General features: G+C 40.8%; 19 protein-coding genes. 4 read left to right on the top strand and 15 right to left on the bottom strand.

Features of this window, described 5'->3' with window-relative positions:
• Positions 1-75 precede the first annotated feature (75 nt).
• Both fdxA and IYN84_RS04940 read left to right on the top strand, forming a co-directional pair.
• On the top strand, positions 76-399 hold the full coding sequence (gene fdxA, locus IYN84_RS04945; protein WP_196138047.1) for a ferredoxin FdxA: 324 nt from the start codon (positions 76-78) through the stop codon (positions 397-399).
• Between the two features lie 190 nt (positions 400-589).
• A complete protein-coding gene (locus IYN84_RS04940; protein WP_196138046.1) occupies positions 590-1,108 on the top strand; it encodes an SCP2 domain-containing protein in 519 nt (172 codons plus the stop codon).
• Between the two features lie 153 nt (positions 1,109-1,261).
• Here IYN84_RS04940 and IYN84_RS04935 read toward each other — a convergent pair whose 3' ends face one another.
• The 13 genes from IYN84_RS04935 to sdhC form a co-directional block, all read right to left on the bottom strand.
• A complete protein-coding gene (locus IYN84_RS04935; protein ID WP_196138045.1) occupies positions 1,262-2,014 on the bottom strand; it encodes a hypothetical protein in 753 nt (250 codons plus the stop codon).
• Between the two features lie 699 nt (positions 2,015-2,713).
• Positions 2,714-3,526, bottom strand: a complete 813-nt coding sequence (locus tag IYN84_RS04930; protein ID WP_196138044.1) for a peptidylprolyl isomerase — start codon at positions 3,524-3,526, stop codon at positions 2,714-2,716.
• A gap of 405 nt (positions 3,527-3,931) precedes the next feature.
• On the bottom strand, positions 3,932-4,738 hold the full coding sequence (locus IYN84_RS04925; protein ID WP_196138043.1) for an ABC transporter substrate-binding protein: 807 nt from the start codon (positions 4,736-4,738) through the stop codon (positions 3,932-3,934).
• A gap of 788 nt (positions 4,739-5,526) precedes the next feature.
• A complete protein-coding gene (locus IYN84_RS04920) occupies positions 5,527-6,426 on the bottom strand; it encodes a U32 family peptidase (protein WP_196138042.1) in 900 nt (299 codons plus the stop codon).
• A gap of 38 nt (positions 6,427-6,464) precedes the next feature.
• A complete protein-coding gene (locus tag IYN84_RS04915) occupies positions 6,465-7,454 on the bottom strand; it encodes a peptidase U32 family protein (protein ID WP_196138041.1) in 990 nt (329 codons plus the stop codon).
• Positions 7,455-7,456: 2 nt separating this feature from the next.
• Positions 7,457-7,759, bottom strand: a complete 303-nt coding sequence (locus tag IYN84_RS04910; RefSeq protein ID WP_196138040.1) for a chorismate mutase — start codon at positions 7,757-7,759, stop codon at positions 7,457-7,459.
• Between the two features lie 100 nt (positions 7,760-7,859).
• Positions 7,860-9,062: a PHB depolymerase family esterase gene (locus IYN84_RS04905; RefSeq protein ID WP_210330296.1), complete on the bottom strand. Its 1,203-nt coding sequence runs from the start codon at positions 9,060-9,062 to the stop codon at positions 7,860-7,862.
• A 189-nt stretch (positions 9,063-9,251) separates the two neighbouring features.
• Positions 9,252-10,124 carry a succinate--CoA ligase subunit alpha gene (gene sucD, locus IYN84_RS04900; protein WP_196138038.1) on the bottom strand — a complete coding sequence of 291 codons (873 nt, stop codon included), beginning with the start codon at positions 10,122-10,124 and terminating at the stop codon, positions 9,252-9,254.
• The gene (gene sucC / locus IYN84_RS04895; protein WP_196138037.1) at positions 10,125-11,291 is read right to left on the bottom strand and encodes an ADP-forming succinate--CoA ligase subunit beta; all 1,167 of its coding nucleotides are present in this window, start codon (positions 11,289-11,291) and stop codon (positions 10,125-10,127) included.
• A gap of 431 nt (positions 11,292-11,722) precedes the next feature.
• Positions 11,723-12,424, bottom strand: a complete 702-nt coding sequence (locus IYN84_RS04890) for a succinate dehydrogenase iron-sulfur subunit (protein ID WP_305852093.1) — start codon at positions 12,422-12,424, stop codon at positions 11,723-11,725.
• A gap of 19 nt (positions 12,425-12,443) precedes the next feature.
• A complete protein-coding gene (gene sdhA / locus IYN84_RS04885) occupies positions 12,444-14,207 on the bottom strand; it encodes a succinate dehydrogenase flavoprotein subunit (protein ID WP_196138035.1) in 1,764 nt (587 codons plus the stop codon).
• Positions 14,208-14,555: a succinate dehydrogenase, hydrophobic membrane anchor protein gene (sdhD, locus tag IYN84_RS04880; RefSeq protein ID WP_196138034.1), complete on the bottom strand. Its 348-nt coding sequence runs from the start codon at positions 14,553-14,555 to the stop codon at positions 14,208-14,210.
• Positions 14,549-14,920, bottom strand: a complete 372-nt coding sequence (sdhC, locus tag IYN84_RS04875) for a succinate dehydrogenase, cytochrome b556 subunit (RefSeq protein ID WP_196138033.1) — start codon at positions 14,918-14,920, stop codon at positions 14,549-14,551. Before sdhC ends, sdhD begins: the two co-directional genes overlap by 7 nt.
• Before the next feature lie 355 nt (positions 14,921-15,275).
• Here sdhC and gltA point away from each other — a divergent pair, with 355 nt between their 5' ends.
• A complete protein-coding gene (gene gltA / locus IYN84_RS04870; RefSeq protein ID WP_196138032.1) occupies positions 15,276-16,565 on the top strand; it encodes a citrate synthase in 1,290 nt (429 codons plus the stop codon).
• Between the two features lie 60 nt (positions 16,566-16,625).
• Here the strand turns inward: gltA and IYN84_RS04865 are convergent, their stop codons facing one another.
• Both IYN84_RS04865 and IYN84_RS04860 read right to left on the bottom strand, forming a co-directional pair.
• Positions 16,626-17,639 (bottom strand): XrtA/PEP-CTERM system-associated ATPase, encoded by a 1,014-nt coding sequence (locus IYN84_RS04865; protein WP_196138031.1) that lies wholly within the window; start codon positions 17,637-17,639, stop codon positions 16,626-16,628.
• Between the two features lie 96 nt (positions 17,640-17,735).
• The gene (locus IYN84_RS04860; protein ID WP_196138030.1) at positions 17,736-19,127 is read right to left on the bottom strand and encodes a TIGR03013 family XrtA/PEP-CTERM system glycosyltransferase; all 1,392 of its coding nucleotides are present in this window, start codon (positions 19,125-19,127) and stop codon (positions 17,736-17,738) included.
• 434 nt (positions 19,128-19,561) lie between these two features.
• Here IYN84_RS04860 and IYN84_RS04855 point away from each other — a divergent pair, with 434 nt between their 5' ends.
• Positions 19,562-20,653 carry a tryptophan 2,3-dioxygenase family protein gene (locus IYN84_RS04855; RefSeq protein WP_196138029.1) on the top strand — a complete coding sequence of 364 codons (1,092 nt, stop codon included), beginning with the start codon at positions 19,562-19,564 and terminating at the stop codon, positions 20,651-20,653.
• The last annotated feature ends 22 nt before the right edge of the window (positions 20,654-20,675 follow it).

Genomic DNA, 20,675 nt, shown 5'->3' with positions numbered 1-20,675 from the left:
CAGTCCAGTTAGATTAATATGAGAGAGTTAGTCGATAGTATAAATATCGACAATTATGTACTCGGGAGACCAACAATGGCATTTGTAGTCACTGATAACTGTATTCTTTGCAAATATACTGACTGTGTAGAAGTTTGTCCGGTAGATTGTTTCTACGAAGGTCCTAACTTTCTTGTAATCGATCCTGATGAGTGCATAGATTGCGCTCTGTGCGAGCCTGAATGCCCTGCTGAAGCAATTTTTGAAGAAGATGACGTGCCTGCAGACCAAAAGCATTTCATCGAACTTAACGCTGAGCTAGCACAAAAATGGGACAATATTGTCGATAAGAAAGACCCACTACCTGAAGCAGCTAAGTGGGATGGTGTTAAGGATAAAATCAAACACCTGGAAAAATAATAATTAACGAAACATACTAATTGCTACTTGTACGAAATTGCCGCTATATAGCGGCATTTTTTGTATTGCACTTCCTGTTTGCTAAGTAATGATAACCGCCTTATTATTTGATCTAAATCACCGCTCTCCTTAAAGCGTTAATTATAATAAACTCCCCTATATAGAGTACTGATTATAATTAAAGCGAAACATGAACGCGCCGATTTCTGCATTGAAAATTGAACAAAAAACATTATCAATTTTAAAGTCACTTTTAGCACCCAGTGCAATTGGCAAATTTGTGTTGACAGCCCCGGCTAGACTGAATCGATTCGCAGTAGAACAAGCGGCCAACTTCGCGCTCAGGGACAATCTGACACAAGGGGATTTTGATTTTCTGGATAATCGTCTTTTAAAAATCGTTATTCTGGATGCAGATCTGCAAATAGGACTAACCACTAGTCAGCAAAAAATTCGATGCACATTTTTCCGGAAAGTTGATAAAGAAGCAGCGGATGCAACGCTTTCAATTGATACTTCCAATGCAATCAAATTGATTCAACAGAAAGTTGATCCAGACACACTTTTCTTTCAAAGAAAGCTAAAAATAAGTGGAGATACAGAACTCGCCCACCATGTTAAAAATACGATTGATAATCTTAGTCCTGACTTGCTTCCTGATATTTTAACTAGTCTTCTTGCGAAATACGACAGTAAAGTTTTAGGCTAGAACAAGCTTAGATTTGCCTAGGCTGGTTTGTAGGAATTACGCTTTTTAACATTTGGACACCTTTAAAGACTACTAAAGCTCTTATTAAAAGTGTCCGGTATATCTTGTCAATACTACTTGCCTAGATTGTCCGCTCTACCCTTTGGATTCGATTTATACCCAGAATGGAAGTGCAACAGGAGAAGCCGTATCGACAAACTTTAGAAATGGCTTGGCTTTAAACATCGCTATTTCTTCTCTCCTCAGATATTCTTTTTCGTACCTTTCAGTGTTTGGCTTGAAACCCATCATTTGCATAGATCTTGCGATGGGGTCTTTGGGCGGCTGTCCTTGTTCAACTGCTCCGAAGGTAATATGCTTAGTTGCTACCGGTGTGAACAAACTCAATTCAGCCGCGTCGCCGCTAATCATACCCAAAACTTTATTGTCTTTGCTGATAACAAATTCGGCTTTACACATTTTCATCATATTCTGATCCCTGTCGGTAGCTTTTTGCTTTAAATTAAGCCGATCACGCAACTCATCGAGCGCGTCTATTCCGTCCTTATAGCTATATACATCCATTGAGGGAGTTGTGAATTGTGTTTGCTGGCCGCAGTAGGTAGAATTTCCAGGCATCGCCCACGACAATAAGCCTGCGGTATTGGAGCCTGTATGGGTTCTGATTAAGCCTGGTTCCAGTGCAAACCCTCGCATCATTGCCACGCCTCTGTAGTAAAACCAGTTTTCATTCATATTGGGACATTGACAACCCATGACCCCTTTCTTTTTCTTATCACAGGCCAGGAAGCCTCGAAATCGACCTTTATGAGCGTTTAATCCGAGTTTCGGAACCAAACCACCGGCATCAATAATATCCTGCTTGGTACGCGAGATCTCACCACGCTTAACTGTATATGTTGTCATTCCTTTTCCTTGTTTGAGTAATCGTAAATTATGTTCTTACTTTCATTTCTATATTACAGCTAGCCCCTTTTACTAAAGCGGAACATAAGACTAGCTGAGCAACACTTACCAAATCGCACACAATACTTGAATGCAACAATCAATTTTAATCTAGGATAAACCATTAACCAGGATCATAAATTGGTATTAGATCAGATAATAGTTACCCTTGCTTTTCCTTGCGCACGCATAATGTGCGGAGGTTATCATCTGAAAAGAATATAAAGGAATAACCAAATTTGAGTATTTAGCTTTTTGATTACAAATCGAGATAGATATTGTTAACTTCTATCAACATAGCGTCAGGTCAATCAATAAATGAACAAGTTCTTGGGTGAAAGGTTTTATATTGTGCAGTGAAATCGTGGCTATTTGTATACAGTGTCTGATTCAACTAATAAAATACGTATCAACTGAAAAATTAGATTTTAGCCTCATTTATCTCGTAGTCGATGTAGAATACAGGTTGAAGATCATCCAGCCTTTTATTCTGGCGATTTCTGAATGGTATTGCCATGCATTTCGGTTGATAAATAATTGCCGTCGTATAAAATAATTCAGAAGGGAGTCCCTGCTATTGCTATTAACAGCAATGCCTTTTATTGCAGAAACTCCTTTAGTTAAAATAAATTAGTACTAGATCAAAATATTCTTGCCAATTTATTTTAAGTTGCCTGACCTATCGAGTCGCTTTCTTTTAGTGAGCACCAAGCTCCAAAGACCGATTAATGAGAGTATCGAGGTTCCAAATACGCCACCACCAGAAGATTCTGCTGATGGAGCATCTACTTTAAGGCTTGTATTACGAACAGGATTTAATCCTGCAGCCGTATCAATTGCAGCGTCGATAATAGAAATCCTTTGGATTATTATTAACTGAGTATCATCCGGCGTTTGACCTTCATCAAAGTTCTGCAATGGTAACTCTCCTAAAGCAGAAATCGTTCCACTAAAATCATAACGTGGCAGAGCCGCGATCTGTTCGAGAATAGCAATTCCATCGTTAGTAGTTTCTCCAAAAACTGTAAAGCCAGAATTCTGAATATCTAATGCAGCTCCTGTTGTACTGTTATCTATGAGGTTAAAAAACCATTGATTAGTTGCACTATCAGCCTGTCCTGCAACCTTTGCCATAGCAATAGAACCTTTGACGTTGGAATAGACAGGCTCATTATTTACTGGTGAATCAGCGGGTACTGCCGTAACAGGCCACTCGCTGTTGTACTTAAAACCTCCACCTTGAATCACAAAACCGGGAACTGAACGGTGAATAATAACGTTTTCATAAGCTCCCGAGTTTACATAATCAAGGAAATTAGCTACTGTTTGCGGTGTTTCTTCATCATATAAATTCACCTCAAAATTACCTAAAGAAGTTTCAAATTGTACGATAGTCGCGTTAACAGGGTTAGATGAAAAAGCGACAGCACCAATAATAGCGATGCTTAAAATAGTATTTTTTAGTGCGTCCATAATTTTAGTCTTTGTTGGTGTTGATGTTCAGCTGTAAATCTTAATAAAGTTTCCGCCTTTTGGAATTTACAGAGAATACGTACCTAATCTTCATTGAACAAGCAAAAATCCTGTAATTTTTTGTAAAAATCACCATTTTAAACTGACTATTAAAATGGAGGCCGAAATGGCTAGGCTTTCTTAAAATATTGTAGCTCAACTAGTTAGACTAGATATCTTATCAAGTGAGCTTTTACTTGTTATTTGTTAGAAAGAAGAAATTAATTCACGAGATAACGAAAGTCGTTTTCTGTTATACAGGAGAATCAATGCCGCCTATAATCTTTACTAGACCATCTGAACACTTGGGCAGCTTAAGATTATTAATGACTGATAACGTAAACAGGTTTATAAAAGACAATGTTTCTACCAAACCCATTCTTTTTGATAAGCTCTGGTATTTTGAATTTTTCTAATTGCTCGATTGAATTTATCAACAAGTTCTCTTGATACTGTTTTTTTACTAAATATTAGTGAAATAGGAGACTCGGAAACCACAATAGAACAAGCGCTTAAAGTGTCTCCTGTTACATTTTTAGTTGAACGATACGAAACAACTATAGGATCGTCAACTACACCGTCAAGATTTTTCTGCTGAACTAGTTGAACATGTTGAATATTGGTATCGACGTAATAAATCTTACTATTTAATTCTCTATTTTTTTGAATACGAGTCAACTCGGGACCATAAACCAGTCCCTTCTGTAAACCCAGCTTAAAGCCATCTTTAATCAAAGCTTCCAAATTCATCGTCTGGCATTTATCAAGATATTTAGACGTGGAGTAAAGTAATAGAAACTCTTTACGATAAGGGATCGAAAAATAGCTATAGCTCTTTCTTTCTTCTGAAACTGAAGCATTCATCTGAAAATCTACCGTTCCATTTTGAAGTTCTATTAAACCTTGAGGGAAGGACATGGACTTATAGGAAAGTGAACAACCTACTTCTTTGACTATTTGCTGTATCAGCTCTACTTGTTTACCTGTTGGCTGTCCGTTTTTTGTTAAACCTTGATAAGGCATCCAATCCGAAATTCCCAAAGATAAATGACAATCTTTTTGTTCAGACAATTCTTGAATTGAGCTAAGTTGTACAGGCGCAACCTTATCTCCGGCGAGCGGAAGCTGGGTAATAAACAAGAATATCTGAATTAATCGATTAGTATTAAACATACAAAACATAGAGTAGCGACTAGATTTTATTCTACTTGTAAACTTCTCCAGTTGCGATAACTAGCAGTCAAAGTGATTTTATTATGACAACTTCATCACAAAAGTAATCAATACTTAATGCTCGAGCTGGTAGTAGCCCCGATATGCCGAACTTTTTTATTAAAAATAGTTATAACAACAAATGCGGTTATTATCAAAAATAATTTCAAGCTCTAAGAAATCTCACTACAGGATTTTTCTGCTTTTGGGGGAGTAACTCAGAAAATCCAATAGACACATTTTTCATGGGCGAAAGGTATTCATTCTGAGAAAAATACCAGCTGTTATTTACTTCGTAAAAGAATACTACCAAGCCGAAACTCTATTCTACTTATTATTCGTCATCAGATTTTTTTCTATTCCCTGTTAATGTTCTCTTGTTGAGAATGTCGTCTTCTGTTGGATATGTCGATTTTCTTTGCAGGCTCTCAGATACTTTATCTAGGAGATTGAATACAGAAAATATTTTCTATGGAAGACCATTTTTTTAAAGCATATATATAGAAATAGCCAATGACCAATGAGAGAAACAATTATTCTGGTCAAGAAAATATACAAGTAAAGCTGAATATTCGTTTCTACAAAATGATGAGATTAAACAAAAAAACTATCAGCAATTATTCTTAAATCTAAACTTCTTAAAAGTTCGGAAACTTGATTTATTTTTTTAAGACTTTTAGTCTAATCCTAAACAGCTAATTAAAGCATTGTTGATGTAAATAAGGTTCTTCGAATTATTGGACAAAAAATTACGGAGCAACCAGCTTCATCCCTTCTATTTGTAACCAGTAACCATTACAGTATTCATAGTTTCCAGTTAGGCTATCCAGATCCTGTTTATCGCTTACATCATCATGAACATTGATCACATTTGCAAATAACTCAATGACCTTGAGCGTATCTTCTGCTCTGACAGGAACAATGCGAGCTATATCAACCCCTGTTTCTTTGAGATCTTTTAAACGATCGATAAGGTTGGTAACTTTGGAAGACTGTGTTTGAATGCCATTTATCTGAGCAAAGCTGTCACCTTCCTGTGTTTTAACCAAGATTCCATCTTCGTACTCCTTACACATAAATTGGCAATCATCTTTAGGAAGCTCGTGATGTCTGGCTGTAAAACAACGCGCTGAATAAGCTAGCGGCATACGTCCAAAAACCTGATATTCTACTTCGATGCCCTTTTCCTTTGCTACTGAAACTAAAGGGGCTAAATCATCTTTACCTAATTCAACAGGTACCGACCAACGCCTCATCCCTAATCTATATAGTCGATTCATGGTACGACTGTTATAAAGATTAATCGCACATCCGGCAACAAATGAATTTTGGTTTTCACTTGCTATCTGAATAGAAGACATATCGTTTGATTCAATTAAGAAATCTTTCTGTTTGGAAATGTTGCTTAAATACTTCAATTCCGACTCGGCTTCTAGTAAGGTCATAGTCGAAAGCACAACTTCTTTGCCCGCAATTACTAGTTCCTCGGCAATTTTAATCCAGTCAGCCAGCTTCATACTTCTTCTTTTTGAACAGACTGTTTCACCTAGATATACGATGTCGACAGGTGAGTTTACGACTTTTTGATAAAAATCGAAATAGGCTTCTTTTGACCAAAAGTAAGGAACGGCTGCTAATGATAGTTTCATGTTAATTCGTTATTTTTAATTCTTGGTTTAGTAAAGGCCTATTGCCAGCTTCGCTCGTAAGCGCCAATGGTTGTTTGTTTTCCTTCGGCAAACTCGGCGAGCTTGTGGATAGTTTCTTGCCCTACCTTCTGGTTTTGTTTGACTACCTGATCAATTGCCTGGCGCCAGGCTTTGGTGACCGATGCGACGTAGGCGGGACTTCTTTGTCGTCCTTCCACTTTAATCGCCGCAACATTGGCCTGGTAGAGTTCAGGGAGAATGTCCATGGTGTTCAGGCTGGTAGGTTCTTCCAGTGCGTGCTGAATTTTTCCTCCGACGTCAAAACGACCTTTACATAAGGTTGGGTAACCAGCGTTTTCATTTTCGCCAAAGCGATCAATCAAAAGACCGTTCAAACGTGACTCTAACACATCGCCTCTGTCTTCCCATCGAACGTGGGATGCCGGAGAGCAAACTCCTTGCGTGTTTGGGGATTCGCCAGTCATATAGGAGGATAAATAGCAACGTCCTTCAGCCATAATACAAAGACTGCCAAAGCCGAACACTTCGATTTCAACCGGCGCAGTTTGTGCAAGCTTTGATACTTGAGCCAGAGACAGGACTCTGGGTAGAACTGCCCGACGAATAGCGAATTGCCGATGATAAAAGTTCAGGCTTTCAGGGTTGGTGGCTGATGCCTGGACTGATAAATGGATAGGGAAACTGTCTGAACGCGAGCGAATGTAATCCATCACGCCTATGTCTGCGACGATTAGTGTATCTATGCCCAGGTCCATTGCCTGGTCAACCGAATAGGCCCACTTATGCCATGAGTTTTCTCTGGGATAGGTATTGATCGCGCAATAGACCTTACTGCCTTTTTGATGGGCATAATCTATCGCCTGTGAGATCTGTGCTTCAGTGAAGTTCAGGCCCGCAAAATGACGAGCATTGGTTTCGTTTTTTAAGCCAATATAGACGGCGTTTGCGCCATTATCGACTGCTTTAATCAGGGATTGATAGTTACCTGCCGGACACACCAGCTCCACAGCTAATCCTCATGTTCAGATCGGTATAGTAACTGTTGGTTTAAACCTGCTCGCAAAATCGCGTGGAAAATATTAGCCAAATCAACTGACTGATAAAGTGTGGGATTATTCTGTGTTTTCTCTTCCAGAATCTTATTTTCTCTTTCACTATCGTATATCGATAGTTTGCCTTCACACTTTATTTTTGCAATTTTTTCAACACACTCTGACCGCTGTCGCAACAAGTCAATCAAAGCCTGGTCAATTTTGTCTATCTCTTCGCGGACTAGAGCTAGAGATTGTTTTGAGGTGTTTAAATCAGTCATACTAAACCTATGTTAAAGGTGGACAACATTGTAGAAATTGAACCCGGAATACAAGTTGATATAAATCAATATACCATACATTATCATTACTCTGAGCCGGCTAACTGCTCACTTTAAACTCCATTTGTGCAACAAATAGCCTTTGAGGGTCTTTATCTTTAGCAGCCCAGTTTAGAAGCGTCTTGATATCCGGGGTTAGATTTCTGGAAACTATCAAGTGATCATTGTGGAAAATACGAACGGGTTTATCAAAATTAAACTGCTCTTTTGAAAAAAGAAGCGTGAACGAGCCGATCCCTTTTGTGTAAGTATAAATATCATTATTTTCTGCTCTTACTTCGATCAAGCCACTTTTTTTCTTACTTTCTAAAAGACCTTTTACGGGACTACCTTTTTCTTTCTGTGACAAAGAGTTCACAACTACCCATCCTGAGCGCTTTCTGTTAAAACTTTCGTCGACTTGCAACACCAGATGTTTTTCGGTTGTTTGTCTAATATTTTTACTAAAAAATTCGAGTATTCTATTTAGCTCATTCTTGAAAGGTTTGAAATTATGATACCCGCTGGTTACCACGAACTGGATATTTACTCCAATATGTTGAAAGTACCTGATGTAGGGTTCAACGTCTTTTGGTTTATAAAGCGTATCCTTGTCCGCTGAAATAGATAAAAATGGCGTGTTAGTCAGGTTTACCGGATATGTCTCTTCACTAATTCCGTTTTTTTTGTCAGCTAAGACAGACGGTGAACCAATTACCGGCGCCACAGCTGCAAACAAGTCAGGTAATCTGGATGCGATAAAATAACTTCCCGACGCGCCATCAGATAAGCCGCTTAAATAAACCCGACTTGTATCAACGTTGTAGCTTCTTTTGACTTCGGCGAGAATCTCCAGAATATTGTCTACCTGCTGAGGAGACCACCACAAAGACTTGTGCCACCCTGTCGGGTAAATTTTTATATAGTCATCCAATCCATTAGATACGTCACGGGGCCACCAGGTTTGACTCATTTTCCACTTTTGACGTCTAACGCCGCCATGGAGTAGAAAAACTACCGGGTAGTTTTTTTTTGCATCGTAATTTTCAGGTATTTCAATTGCGTAAAGATAGCTCAATCCGTCATTCCGTTTGCTGGCCTTTTTATAAAAGTGCTTTGAAATAGGAAAAGCTTTGGGTTTGTAAGCTCTCAACAGCGGATAAATTTGCTCTAACCCGTGAGCTTCAGCGATGATTGAGTCTGCTATATTCAGAGATTCTTTTACATCATTTGCTTGGTAAAAATTTTCGATTAAAGACTCCAAACCGGCTTCCTCAGCTACTGCTGTAAAGGAAAATAAAGCGTATACGAAAATGAGCAGCTTGTGCATAAAGGTGATAAATCTGAATATGAATTTGAATATTTTCCAGGCAATATATTAACTTAATCTTTATGCCTTAGAATTTCAAACATAAAAAAACCAGCCGAAGCTGGTTTTTTTATTAAAAGCTGATTACCAACCGGTAATTTCTTTTAGCGCATCGCCGATATCGGCCAGGCTTCGAACTGTTTTAACACCGGCATCTTCCAGTGCTGCAAACTTTTCATCCGCTGTACCTTTGCCGCCTGAAATGATCGCACCGGCATGGCCCATACGCTTTCCTGGAGGAGCAGTAACACCAGCGATGTAAGAAACAACAGGCTTAGTTACATTAGCTTTAATGTAAGCCGCCGCTTCTTCTTCAGCTGTACCACCGATTTCACCAATCATAACAATTGCTTCGGTTTTAGGATCGTTTTGGAACATTTCCAATACGTCAATAAAGTTAGTACCGGGAATCGGGTCGCCACCGATACCAACACAAGTAGATTGACCAAAACCAGCGTCAGTCGTTTGCTTAACTGCTTCATAAGTCAAAGTACCAGAGCGAGAAACGATACCTACTTTACCAGGCTTATGAATGTGGCCTGGCATAATACCAATTTTACATTCTCCCGGAGTGATAACGCCCGGGCAGTTAGGTCCGATCAAACGAACACCCAACTCGTCACACTTAACTTTTGCATCCAGCATATCTAGCGTAGGAATACCTTCAGTGATACAAACGATAAGCTTAATACCGGCATTGGCCGCTTCCAGAATAGAGTCCTTACAGAAAGGCGCTGGAACATAGATTACAGATGCTTCAGCACCGGTTTCTTCTACAGCTTCTTTCACTGTGTTGAATACAGGAAGACCCAGATGTTTTTGACCACCTTTACCAGGAGTCACGCCACCAACCATTTGCGTACCGTACTCGATCGCTTGTTCTGAGTGGAAGGTACCTTGTGAGCCAGTGAAACCCTGACAAATTACTTTAGTATTTTTGTCGATTAAAACGCTCATTTATTTACCCTCCGCTGCTGCAACAACTTTTTCTGCTGCATCTCTTAAACTGGTCGCAGCGATAATATTTAATCCACTGTCAGCTAATACTTTTTGACCCAGTTCTGCGTTATTACCTTCAAGTCGAACAACAACAGGAACTTCAACGCCTACTTCTTCTACTGCACCGATGATACCTTCAGCGATAAGGTCACAACGAACAATACCACCAAAAATATTAACAAGAACGGCTTTGACATTGTCGTCAGTCAAAATGATTTTGAATGCTTCAACAACGCGTTCTTTTGTCGCGCCACCGCCTACGTCAAGGAAGTTTGCAGGAGAGCCACCGTGCAAGTTAACAATGTCCATGGTTCCCATAGCAAGACCGGCACCATTAACCATACAACCGATGTTACCGTCTAGTGCAACATAGTTAAGGTCGAAAGAAGCTGCGTGTGCTTCGCGCTCATCTTCCTGACTTGGATCGTGCATATCGCGAAGACGCGGGTGACGGTAAACTGCGTTGCCATCAATATTGATTTTTGCATCCAGACAGTGAAGATCTCCGCCAGTAGTAATAACCAATGGATTCACTTCCAGGAGTGCCAGATCCATATCATCAAACAATTTGGCCAATTGCATGAAAATATGAGTAAACTGTTTAACATTTTTGCCTTCCAGCCCCATTTTGAAAGCTAACTCACGGCCCTGATATGGTTGTGCACCAACTAAAGGATCAATGATAGCTTTGTGAATTTTTTCCGGGGTTTCTTCTGCTACCTTCTCGATTTCAACACCACCTTCAGTAGATGCCATGAAAACGATTCGACGAGTCGAACGATCAACAACCGCACCAAGATATAATTCCTGGTCAATGTCAGTGCAATCTTCAACCAGAATTTTAGTAACTGGCTGTCCTTTTTCGTCTGTTTGGTATGTAACCAGGTTTTTACCAAGCCACTGCTTTGCAAACTCTTTAACTTCTTCTTTGGTGTCAACCAGCTTTACACCGCCAGCCTTTCCGCGTCCACCTGCGTGAACCTGTGCTTTTACTACCCACTTATCACCGCCGATTTGTCCAGCTGCTTCAAAAGCCGCCTTTGGAGAATCAACAGCAATACCATTTGATACCGGCAAGCCATATTCTTTGAATAAAAGCTTACCCTGATACTCGTGTAAGTTCATGATTTACTTTCCACTTTTGGTTGAAATTAAAGAGATCATCGAAGGCATGGATTAAGATAATCAAATGCCCTAAAAATTTGCGCGTATTATAGTGACTTAATAGATAAAAGACTACCCGCCTGGATCAATCTTTAGACGATTGTATATACCGAATTCTAATTTGAGGGTGTTATTTGCCTGGATCAGTCCAAATAACCAGCCTAATTAGCCAAACAGATTAAAATAAAAAAGCCTCCAGCATAAAACTAAAGGCTTTTTTTATCTAAATTAACCACTATTCAAGATGACAGTCCGTTAAGCCCAAGCTCCTTCAAAGCTACCATCTTATATTTCCGCAAAGCCCTGTATAAGCAATTTTAGTCTAAAATCGATTATTCTCCAGCCGATTACCTAAAGAGAATCAGCTAAAAACGGGGCTCTGCTTTGATTAATTATACCCCTTGCTTCAATAGCATTGAGCGAATATGGCCAATGGCTTGAGTTGGATTTAAGCCTTTTGGACAAACATCAACACAGTTCATGATTCCACGACAACGGAAAACGCTATAAGCATCGTCCAAATCAGCCAGACGAGACTGAGTTTCAGTGTCACGGCTATCGATCAGGAAGCGGTAGGCTTGCAACAAACCGGATGGTCCGACAAATTTGTCAGGATTCCACCAGAACGAAGGACAAGATGTGCTACAACAAGCACAAAGAATACATTCATAGAGGCCGTCCAGTTTCGATCTGTCTTCAGGAGACTGCAGATGCTCTCGAGCCGGTGGCTCGTCATTGTTAATAAGATAAGGTCTTACCTTCTCGTATTGACGGTAGAACTGAGCCATATCAACAACCAGGTCACGAATTACAGGAAGACCCGGTAATGGACGAATGACAACAGTGTTGCCTTTAAGCGCGCTCAAAGGAGTAATACATGCCAGTCCATTCTTGCCATTCATATTCAGACCATCCGACCCGCAAACACCTTCACGGCAACTACGACGGAAAGCCAGAGTCGAATCTTGCTCTTTCAATGCCAATAGTGCGTCAAGCACCATCATGTCCGAGCCTTCTTCTACTTCAAGCTCATAGTCCTGCATACGAGGTTTTGTATCGGTATCAGGATTATAACGATAAATTGAAAATTTCATCTTCATCTCAATACATCCCCTAGTATGTTCTTGCTTTTGGTGGGAAAGCTTCTACTGTCACCGGGCTCATATTAACAGGACGTCGGTCCATTTCATGAGTTTCCGGATAGTAGATAGTGTGAGTTAACCAATTCTCGTCATCACGATCCGGGTAATCTTCACGGCTATGTGCGCCACGGCTTTCTTCACGATAGTTAGCTGCTTTTGCGGTTGCTCTGGCTGTCGCCATCAAGTTATCCAATTCAAGGCATTCGATACGCATGGTATTGAAGGCTTTGGATTTGTCTGACAAGCCGGCTGATTTTAGTCTATCTGCGACTTTTTCCAGCTCAACCATACCTTTAGCCATAAGCTCTCCAGTACGGAATACGCCAAAGTGATTTTGCATGATTTGTTGCATTTCCTTACGGATTGCAACTGGGTCCTCACCACCTTCAGAAGATTCCCAACGGTTGTAGCGCGCCATAGTCGCGTCAACATTTTCGTCGGTAAAGTCACTTTGCGGCATACCCTCAGCCAGTGCTGTCTCAAGATGCATACCTGCAGCGCGACCGAATACAACCAGATCAAGTAAAGAGTTTCCACCCAGACGATTTGCTCCGTGAACCGATACACAGGCAATTTCGCCGACAGCGTATAAACCGTCGACAACATATTCTTCCTGACCAGATTTCTTACCGATTACCTGACCATATTTATTAGTTGGAATACCACCCATCATATAGTGACAAGTTGGTACTACCGGAATCGGCTCTTTTACTGGATCTGCGTGAGCGAAAGTTCGAGACAATTCGCATATACCTGGCAATTTTGACTCCAGAGTGTCAGCTCCCAGATGATCGAGCTTAAGGAATACGTGATCACCATTTGCACCGCAGCCGCGACCTTCAAGAATTTCTTTGGTCATGGAGCGTGCAACCACGTCACGACTTGCCAAATCTTTAGCATTTGGCGCGTAACGCTCCATGAAGCGCTCACCGTCTTTATTGATCAGGTAACCACCTTCACCACGACAACCTTCAGTAACAAGTACACCGGCGCCGGCGATACCGGTTGGGTGGAATTGCCACATTTCAATGTCTTGAACAGGAATACCAGCTCGAAGAGCCATACCAACACCGTCACCAGTATTGATTAATGCATTAGTAGTCGATTGGAAAATACGCCCTGCACCACCTGTTGCAAATACTGTAGCGCGTGACTTGAATAGCGCAACTTCGCCCGATTCGATAGACATGGCGAAAACACCGCAACACTGGCCTTCGTCGTTCATTAGCAGATCAATCGCATACCATTCATTGAAGAACTGGGTTTTTGCTGCCAAATTCTGCTGATAAAGCGTATGTAAAAGCGCGTGTCCGGTACGGTCTGCTGCAGCGGCGGTACGAGCAGCTTGCTCACCACCAAACTCTTTAGACTGACCGCCGAATGGTCTTTGGTAAATTTTGCCATTATCCAGGCGCGAGAAAGGAAGGCCCATATGATCTAGCTCTAATATGGCATCAGGACCGTTTTGACACATGTACTCGATAGCATCTTGATCGCCGATATAGTCTGAACCTTTTACAGTATCAAACATATGCCAGCGCCAGTCGTCATCATGAGAGTTGCCAAGCGCTACCGTAATACCACCCTGTGCAGATACGGTATGAGATCGAGTTGGAAATACTTTTGAAATTAATGCTACTTTTTGACCGGATTTGGCTAACTGAAGCGAGGCACGCATTCCTGCTCCGCCGCCGCCAACGATTACCGCATCAAAAGTGTAAACTGGAACACCCATTTATACACCCCAAAGAATCTGAGCGCCCCAAATCAGGCACGCAAAACAAAATAGAATAACGAAGGCTTGAAATACCAAGCGGATTCCTGTCGGCTTAATGTAATCTGTCGAAACGATCCACATTCCAATCCAGGCGTGAAATACAATTGACGCTAGAGCCAGTAACGAGAATACCTTAAACCAAACTTGCGAAAACAAATGCTTCCAGACAGAAAACTCAATAACTTCTGCTGAGAATATGAAGCCAAGGAAATAAATGACATAGGCAGCCAAAACAACCGCGGTAATTCTTTGGATTATCCAGTCGTGCAGCCCACTTCTGCCCAAACTTGTTGCTGAAGTTACCATAGCCAAACTCCTATCAATGCTGCAGAAAGTACGCCAAGTACTAATACGGTATAAGAACCGCGGCGACCACCTTCTAATGTTTCACCAATTCCTGCATCCATTAATAAATGGCGTACACCCGCTACGATGTGGTAAGCCAGCATTGAAAGCAGCAGCCACGCGATAGCTTTGGCAATAATTCCGCTTAATAAGCCTTTTACATAGACAAATCCGTCAGCGGTAAAGCTTTCTTGTAAAGCCCAAAGCCAGAAAGGGATTGATAGAAATAACAGGATGCCCGTAATACGGTGCAGCCCAGACGATATAGCCGTTATCGGCCATTTGAACGCCCCAAGGTTGAGGTTAACCGGTCTATTTTTGTTCACGATATCTATTCTTCTCGATTTGTGAAAATAAAGAGTCTGAGTGATTGTTATTTTAAGCAGAATTAATTGAGTCTGCTAAACTTTTGTTGTTACGAGCCGAAGCCCGTCGGATGCGAATTATATAAGCCTGAGCCACTGATTACAACGAATCGCTGACTTTTACTGATTTATATCAAAATAAACTATCGTTATACACATATAGACTAAAGGCTAGGCCAAATTTCATTGACAAAAATCTTTCTCGCATTATAGTAGCGCGCTCGTAGAAAAATAAAAATTGAACGTGAAATAGCGACTATTTGTCATTAAGTCGCCGCAAAGTACAGGCAAATTGAATAAACAGGAGCTAACAATTATGACGGATAAGTCCGCCAAACTCACCCTTCCAGGGGGAGAAGAATTAACCCTGCCAATGTATTCTCCCAGTGAAGGTAATGACGTTATCGACGTCTCCGGTCTAGTAAAAAGCGGAGTTTTCACTTACGACCCAGGTTTCATGTCAACGGCTTCCTGTGAGTCGCGAATCACCTATATCGATGGTGGGAAAGGAATACTTCTATATCGAGGCTATCCTATTGACCAGTTAGCCGAAAAGTGTGACTTCATGGAAGTTGCGTATTTATTGCTTAACGGTGAGCTTCCAAACGAATCTGAAAAAGAAGAGTTCGTTGATAGAATAAACAATCACACCATGGTGCATGAGCAATTGGCTATGTTCTTCCGCGGATTCCGTCGAGATGCACACCCTATGGCTATCATGGTTGGAGTTGTTGGTGCCTTGTCGGCTTTTTATCACGATTCTCTAGACATCAATAATCCGGAACACCGGGTTAAAAGTGCCTTCCGCTTGATAGCTAAGGTACCGACTATAGCTGCAATGTGTTACCGCTATTCAATGGGACACCCTTTTGTTTATCCGCGTAACGAAATGTCCTATGCAGAAAATTTCTTAAACCAGATGTTTAGCATGCCATCGCATGACGAGCGTCCAAATCCCGTACTTGTTAAAGCAATGGACAGAATTTTTACACTGCACGCCGATCATGAACAGAATTGTTCTACTTCGACGGTTAGACTTGCAGGCTCTTCTGGCGCTAACCCATTCGCCTGTATTGCAGCGGGTATCGCATCACTTTGGGGGCCTGCTCACGGTGGCGCAAATGAGGCTTGTCTCACAATGCTTAAGGAAATTGGTGATGTAAGTCGTATTCCGGAGTTCATAGCGCGAGCAAAAGATAAAAGTGATCCTTTCCGATTAATGGGATTTGGTCATCGTGTTTATAAGAACTTCGATCCAAGAGCTAAGGTCATGCGCGAAAGTGCTCATGAAGTTTTAGAGGCTACTGGTAAAAAGGACGATCCTATCTTAAAAGTAGCAATGGAGCTTGAAAGAATCGCTCTTGAAGACCAATATTTTGTTGAGAAAAAACTTTATCCAAATGTTGATTTCTATTCAGGTATTATTTTGCAGGCAATAGGCATACCAACCAATATGTTTACTGTAATTTTTGCACTAGCTCGAACAGTTGGATGGGTGTCTCAATGGAGTGAAATGATCGCAGAGCCAACGCAAAAAATCGGTCGTCCGCGACAGTTGTATACGGGTAGCTCCCAGCGTGATGTTCAGCCTATCGAAAAGCGCTAAATAGCAATTCAAAAATAAAAAAGGCTCCAATAGGAGCCTTTTTTTTGCCGCCAATTAATGTTAATCGTCGAAATTAAGTGATATCTGAACCACTTTACGCATAAATTCTCGTTCTTTTCTAAATTGAGTACGCATATCTTCGAGCTCTTTTTCCAGGTGATGCACTCGTACTTCCAAAGAAGATGCATCGGCCGGTAAAGCAGTATCACTCGCTCGTCTAAGTGGCGTTTTGGATTTAGAAGCGGCATCCTTACCTGCATCGTTTTCTTCAGTAATTTCAGTTGTAACAATTTTTACTACTTCACCATCGATTCTGGTTTTTTCTTCGAGGAATCCGTAGAGTAATAATCGATCACAGGTGGTATTTATTTTTCTAGGAACACCTTCGGTAAATTCGTATATCAACTGAAACGACTCAGCGGTAAAAGTTGGCATATCAGTCCAGCCAACTTTTTTAAGTCGATGCTCGATATAGGCCTGAGTTTCCTCGACATCCAGGTGAGCGAGATGATAGGAGGCTGTTACTCTTTGGCGTACTTGTTCAAGACCTGGGTCCCTTAGGTGCTCTCTAAACTCCGATTGCCCTAACAGGAAAATTTGAAGTAACGTTTTGCCATCGTAATATAAATTGGACAGCATTCGTAACTCTTCTAGTGTTTCAAAAGGAAGATTTTGGGCCTCATCAATAACCAGCATGCACCGCTTGCCTTCTCGGCAGCGTGCGATAAAAAAGTTTTCCAGATTTTTCAGCAGAGAGGCTTTTTCTACTTCTTTGTGCGCCAATCCAAAGGTTGCCGCGACCATTCGTAATATATCAGTAGAGTCGAGCTGAGTATTGATAAGTTCCGCAGCAACAACATCGTCCTTTCCTTCAAGCGAGCCGAACAATGTTCTTACAAGCGTACTTTTTCCTGTTCCAACGTCACCGGTAACTACAATGAACCCTTCTCCCTGCGACAACCCATATTTTAAATAGGCTAATGCTCGCTTATGAGTACTACTACCGAAGAAAAAGAAGGGATCTGGCGCTAATTGGAAAGGTTTGCCTGTTAACTTATAGTATGACTCGTACATATTTATCCTTGTGTGTTATTTCCGTATTATTTGTATGTCTCTTACCTGAGAACACTTTCAAAGCCTTGAATCTTCAAGCCTCTTAAACCAAAATTTCTACCTTGCGCCTTTCTGCCACATTATAACCTGAGCGGTTTGAGCAAGAATGGTCAAATCCAAAAATACACTATAGTTTTTAATGTAGTATAGATCGTATTGTAATTTTTCTTTGGCATCTTTCTCATCATCCCCATAAGGATAGCAGACTTGTGCCCAGCCCGTGATTCCGGGTTTAACTCTGTGTCTCATTCGATAGTAGGGAATATTTTCTGCAAGTTTTTCGACAAACTCCGGACGCTCTGGCCTTGGACCGACAAAGCTCATGTCCCCTTTTAGTACATTCCACAGCTGAGGCAATTCATCTAATCTGGTTTTACGCATGATTGCGCCGACTTTGGTTACCCGTGCGTCATTTTTAGATGCCCATTGTGCGCCTGACTTTTCTGCGTCGACAACCATGCTACGAAACTTAAAGATTGTAAAATTTTGCTCATCCTGGCCCACCCGGATTTGACTGTAAAAAACGGGTTCTTTCCATCCGGACTCTTTCTTAATCAGAAATATTAGAATTGGATAAATTGGTGCGGTTATGATCAGCATAAAGATACTCATCACAATATCGACAATGCGTTTAACAACTATTCGTGAGTAGTCCTGATTGAATCCTTCGATAAAAATAAAACGTCCAGGATGAAGAGTATCAATTTGTAATCTACCAGAACGTTTTTCGAAGAAATCACTAATCTCGGTAACCTGAATCCCTTTCATCTTGCAATTGATAATTTCATCTACCGGGTAGTTCTTACGATGTTCATCAACTGCAACAATCAATTCATCAATTCCATAGTCTGCTACAATTTTTGTTAAGGGGAGCTCGGAGCGAATAATTTTCGCTTCGTCAACTTCATCCTTGTCTCCTTTGATATGCAAGTAGCCAACTAGCGTCATTCCCCTCCAGTCACTTCTCCTGCGAAGAAACGATAACTGATTTGCCATAGCGCCTGTACCAATTACCAGGATTCTGGAATTCATTAACCTTGCATCTATTAATGAATCATAAATAGAGCGCACAGTGATTAGTGCGACAAACGTGATTGACAGTGACAGCATAAAAACGCCACGTCCAACAAACCAACTGGGCGCGATGTAATAAAGCGTAACTAACGCGAAAAAGGCAAGAAACACACAAATGAGTAGTTTTATAACTACCTGAATAAAGCCTTCGCGCATACTTCTCGAATATAGCCCAACCGCTACCATAGATAGAAAGACAGCTGCAGCGAACACTATCGCTTTGGTATGAAGAAGATCCTGAAACTCAGGTGTGATTTCATCATTGGAAAATCTAAGTGCTACACCGGCATAAAATGCAAGTACGACAACAATAAACTCGATGAATGCTAAAGTTGTTAAGCTGCGCGGTACATAGTGACCAAAAATACGACTCATTAAAGCTCTTCCTTGTTTTCCCTTTAACCCCACCACCAGGTGAATTCGCTCACAAGTAACTGCTGATTAGCGAATTTTTCTGCTGCTGTTACAATTAAATCCCGGTGGTTAATGTTCAGTAATTTTTGAGGCGCCGATTATACGCGAGATTCAGTTCAAATTCATGCACTTCTTGGCAAGAATTTACAAACTTAAAAATTACCGAAGAAAATAATAAAGTTATTTCAAATCAATATGTTAAATTATCGTTACTTATAAACAGTCTTGTTAGTGGCAGAATTTTACAGATTGAACTACTACTCATTTAAGCATTAAATCCTGATTCTTTTTTTAATTTGACTAGGGTACCCAATATATTAGATTATCTGAATATTACGATTATTTTATCCCCGGTTTAAACAGGGGGAGCTCATGAGGAAGAACAGATGTGTGCGATGCAAAAGAACCAAGAACCCTGCTATTACGGTGAATATCTTCAACTCGACAAATTCCTCGACACACAACAACCTGTGAGTGGAAATTATCAGGAAAAAGAAGCTCACGACGAAATGTTGTTTATCATCGTACACCAAGCCTATGAGCTCTGGTTTAAGCAGATTCTTCACGAATTAAGATGGATACACCGGACCTTTAACCAACCGCTGTTAAATAGTCATAAATATGGTCGTATTGTTCAACGCCTTGACCGCGTTATTCAAATTCAGAGATTGCTAAATCAACAGATTAACATACTGGAGACTATGACTCCTCTGGATTTCCTCGATTTTCGTGACTACCTGGTACCTGCAAGCGGCTTTCAAAGCATTCAGTTTAAAGAAATAGAAATTTTGCTTGGCCTGAAAATGAAATACCGGATCAATTTCGATATAAAATCATTTTACAATCGTTTAAATGAGAAGGACCGTGCCCACTTAATGCAAATGGAGGCAGAGCCAAGTTTATTTGATCAGGTAGAAGCCTGGCTGGAAAGAATGCCTTTTCTGGAAAAAGATAGCTTTTCCTTTGTTAACGCTTATCAGGACGCCGTGAGTAAGATGCTGGAAAGTGATCTTGAAATTATTGAAAGCGTGGACTACCTGAGCGACTCTGACCGTGAATTTCAGCGTAAAGATTTAAATAAGACTAAAGAGCAATTTGAAGCTCTTTTCGATGAAAAGAAATTTAATCAGCTTAAACAGGATGGGCATGTGAGAATGAGCCAAAAAGCGGTTTTAGGTGCTGTATTTATCAACCTCTATCGAGACGAGCCAGCATTCCAGCAGCCCTTTCAATTACTTGCAAAGCTTGTTGATGTAGATGAAGAGTTTACTCAATGGCGATATCGTCATACGATTATGGTACACCGTATGTTAGGTTCAAAAATAGGTACTGGTGGTAGCTCTGGGCATGACTATCTTAGGCAAACAACACAAAACAACCGATTTTTTAAAGACTTGTTTAATCTTTCTACCTTTCTAATTCCTCGCTCTTCTTTGCCGGAACTACCTAAAGACATGGTGAAATCGATGGGGCTAAGATCAGAGTAATCAGGAGTTGTATAAGCATTAT

The organism is Aliikangiella sp. G2MR2-5 (assembly GCF_015687155.1).
Classification (GTDB): Bacteria; Pseudomonadota; Gammaproteobacteria; order Enterobacterales; family Kangiellaceae; genus Aliikangiella.
Note: the sequence above shows the minus strand (reverse complement) of the source record. Positions and strands in the feature narration are given on the sequence as shown.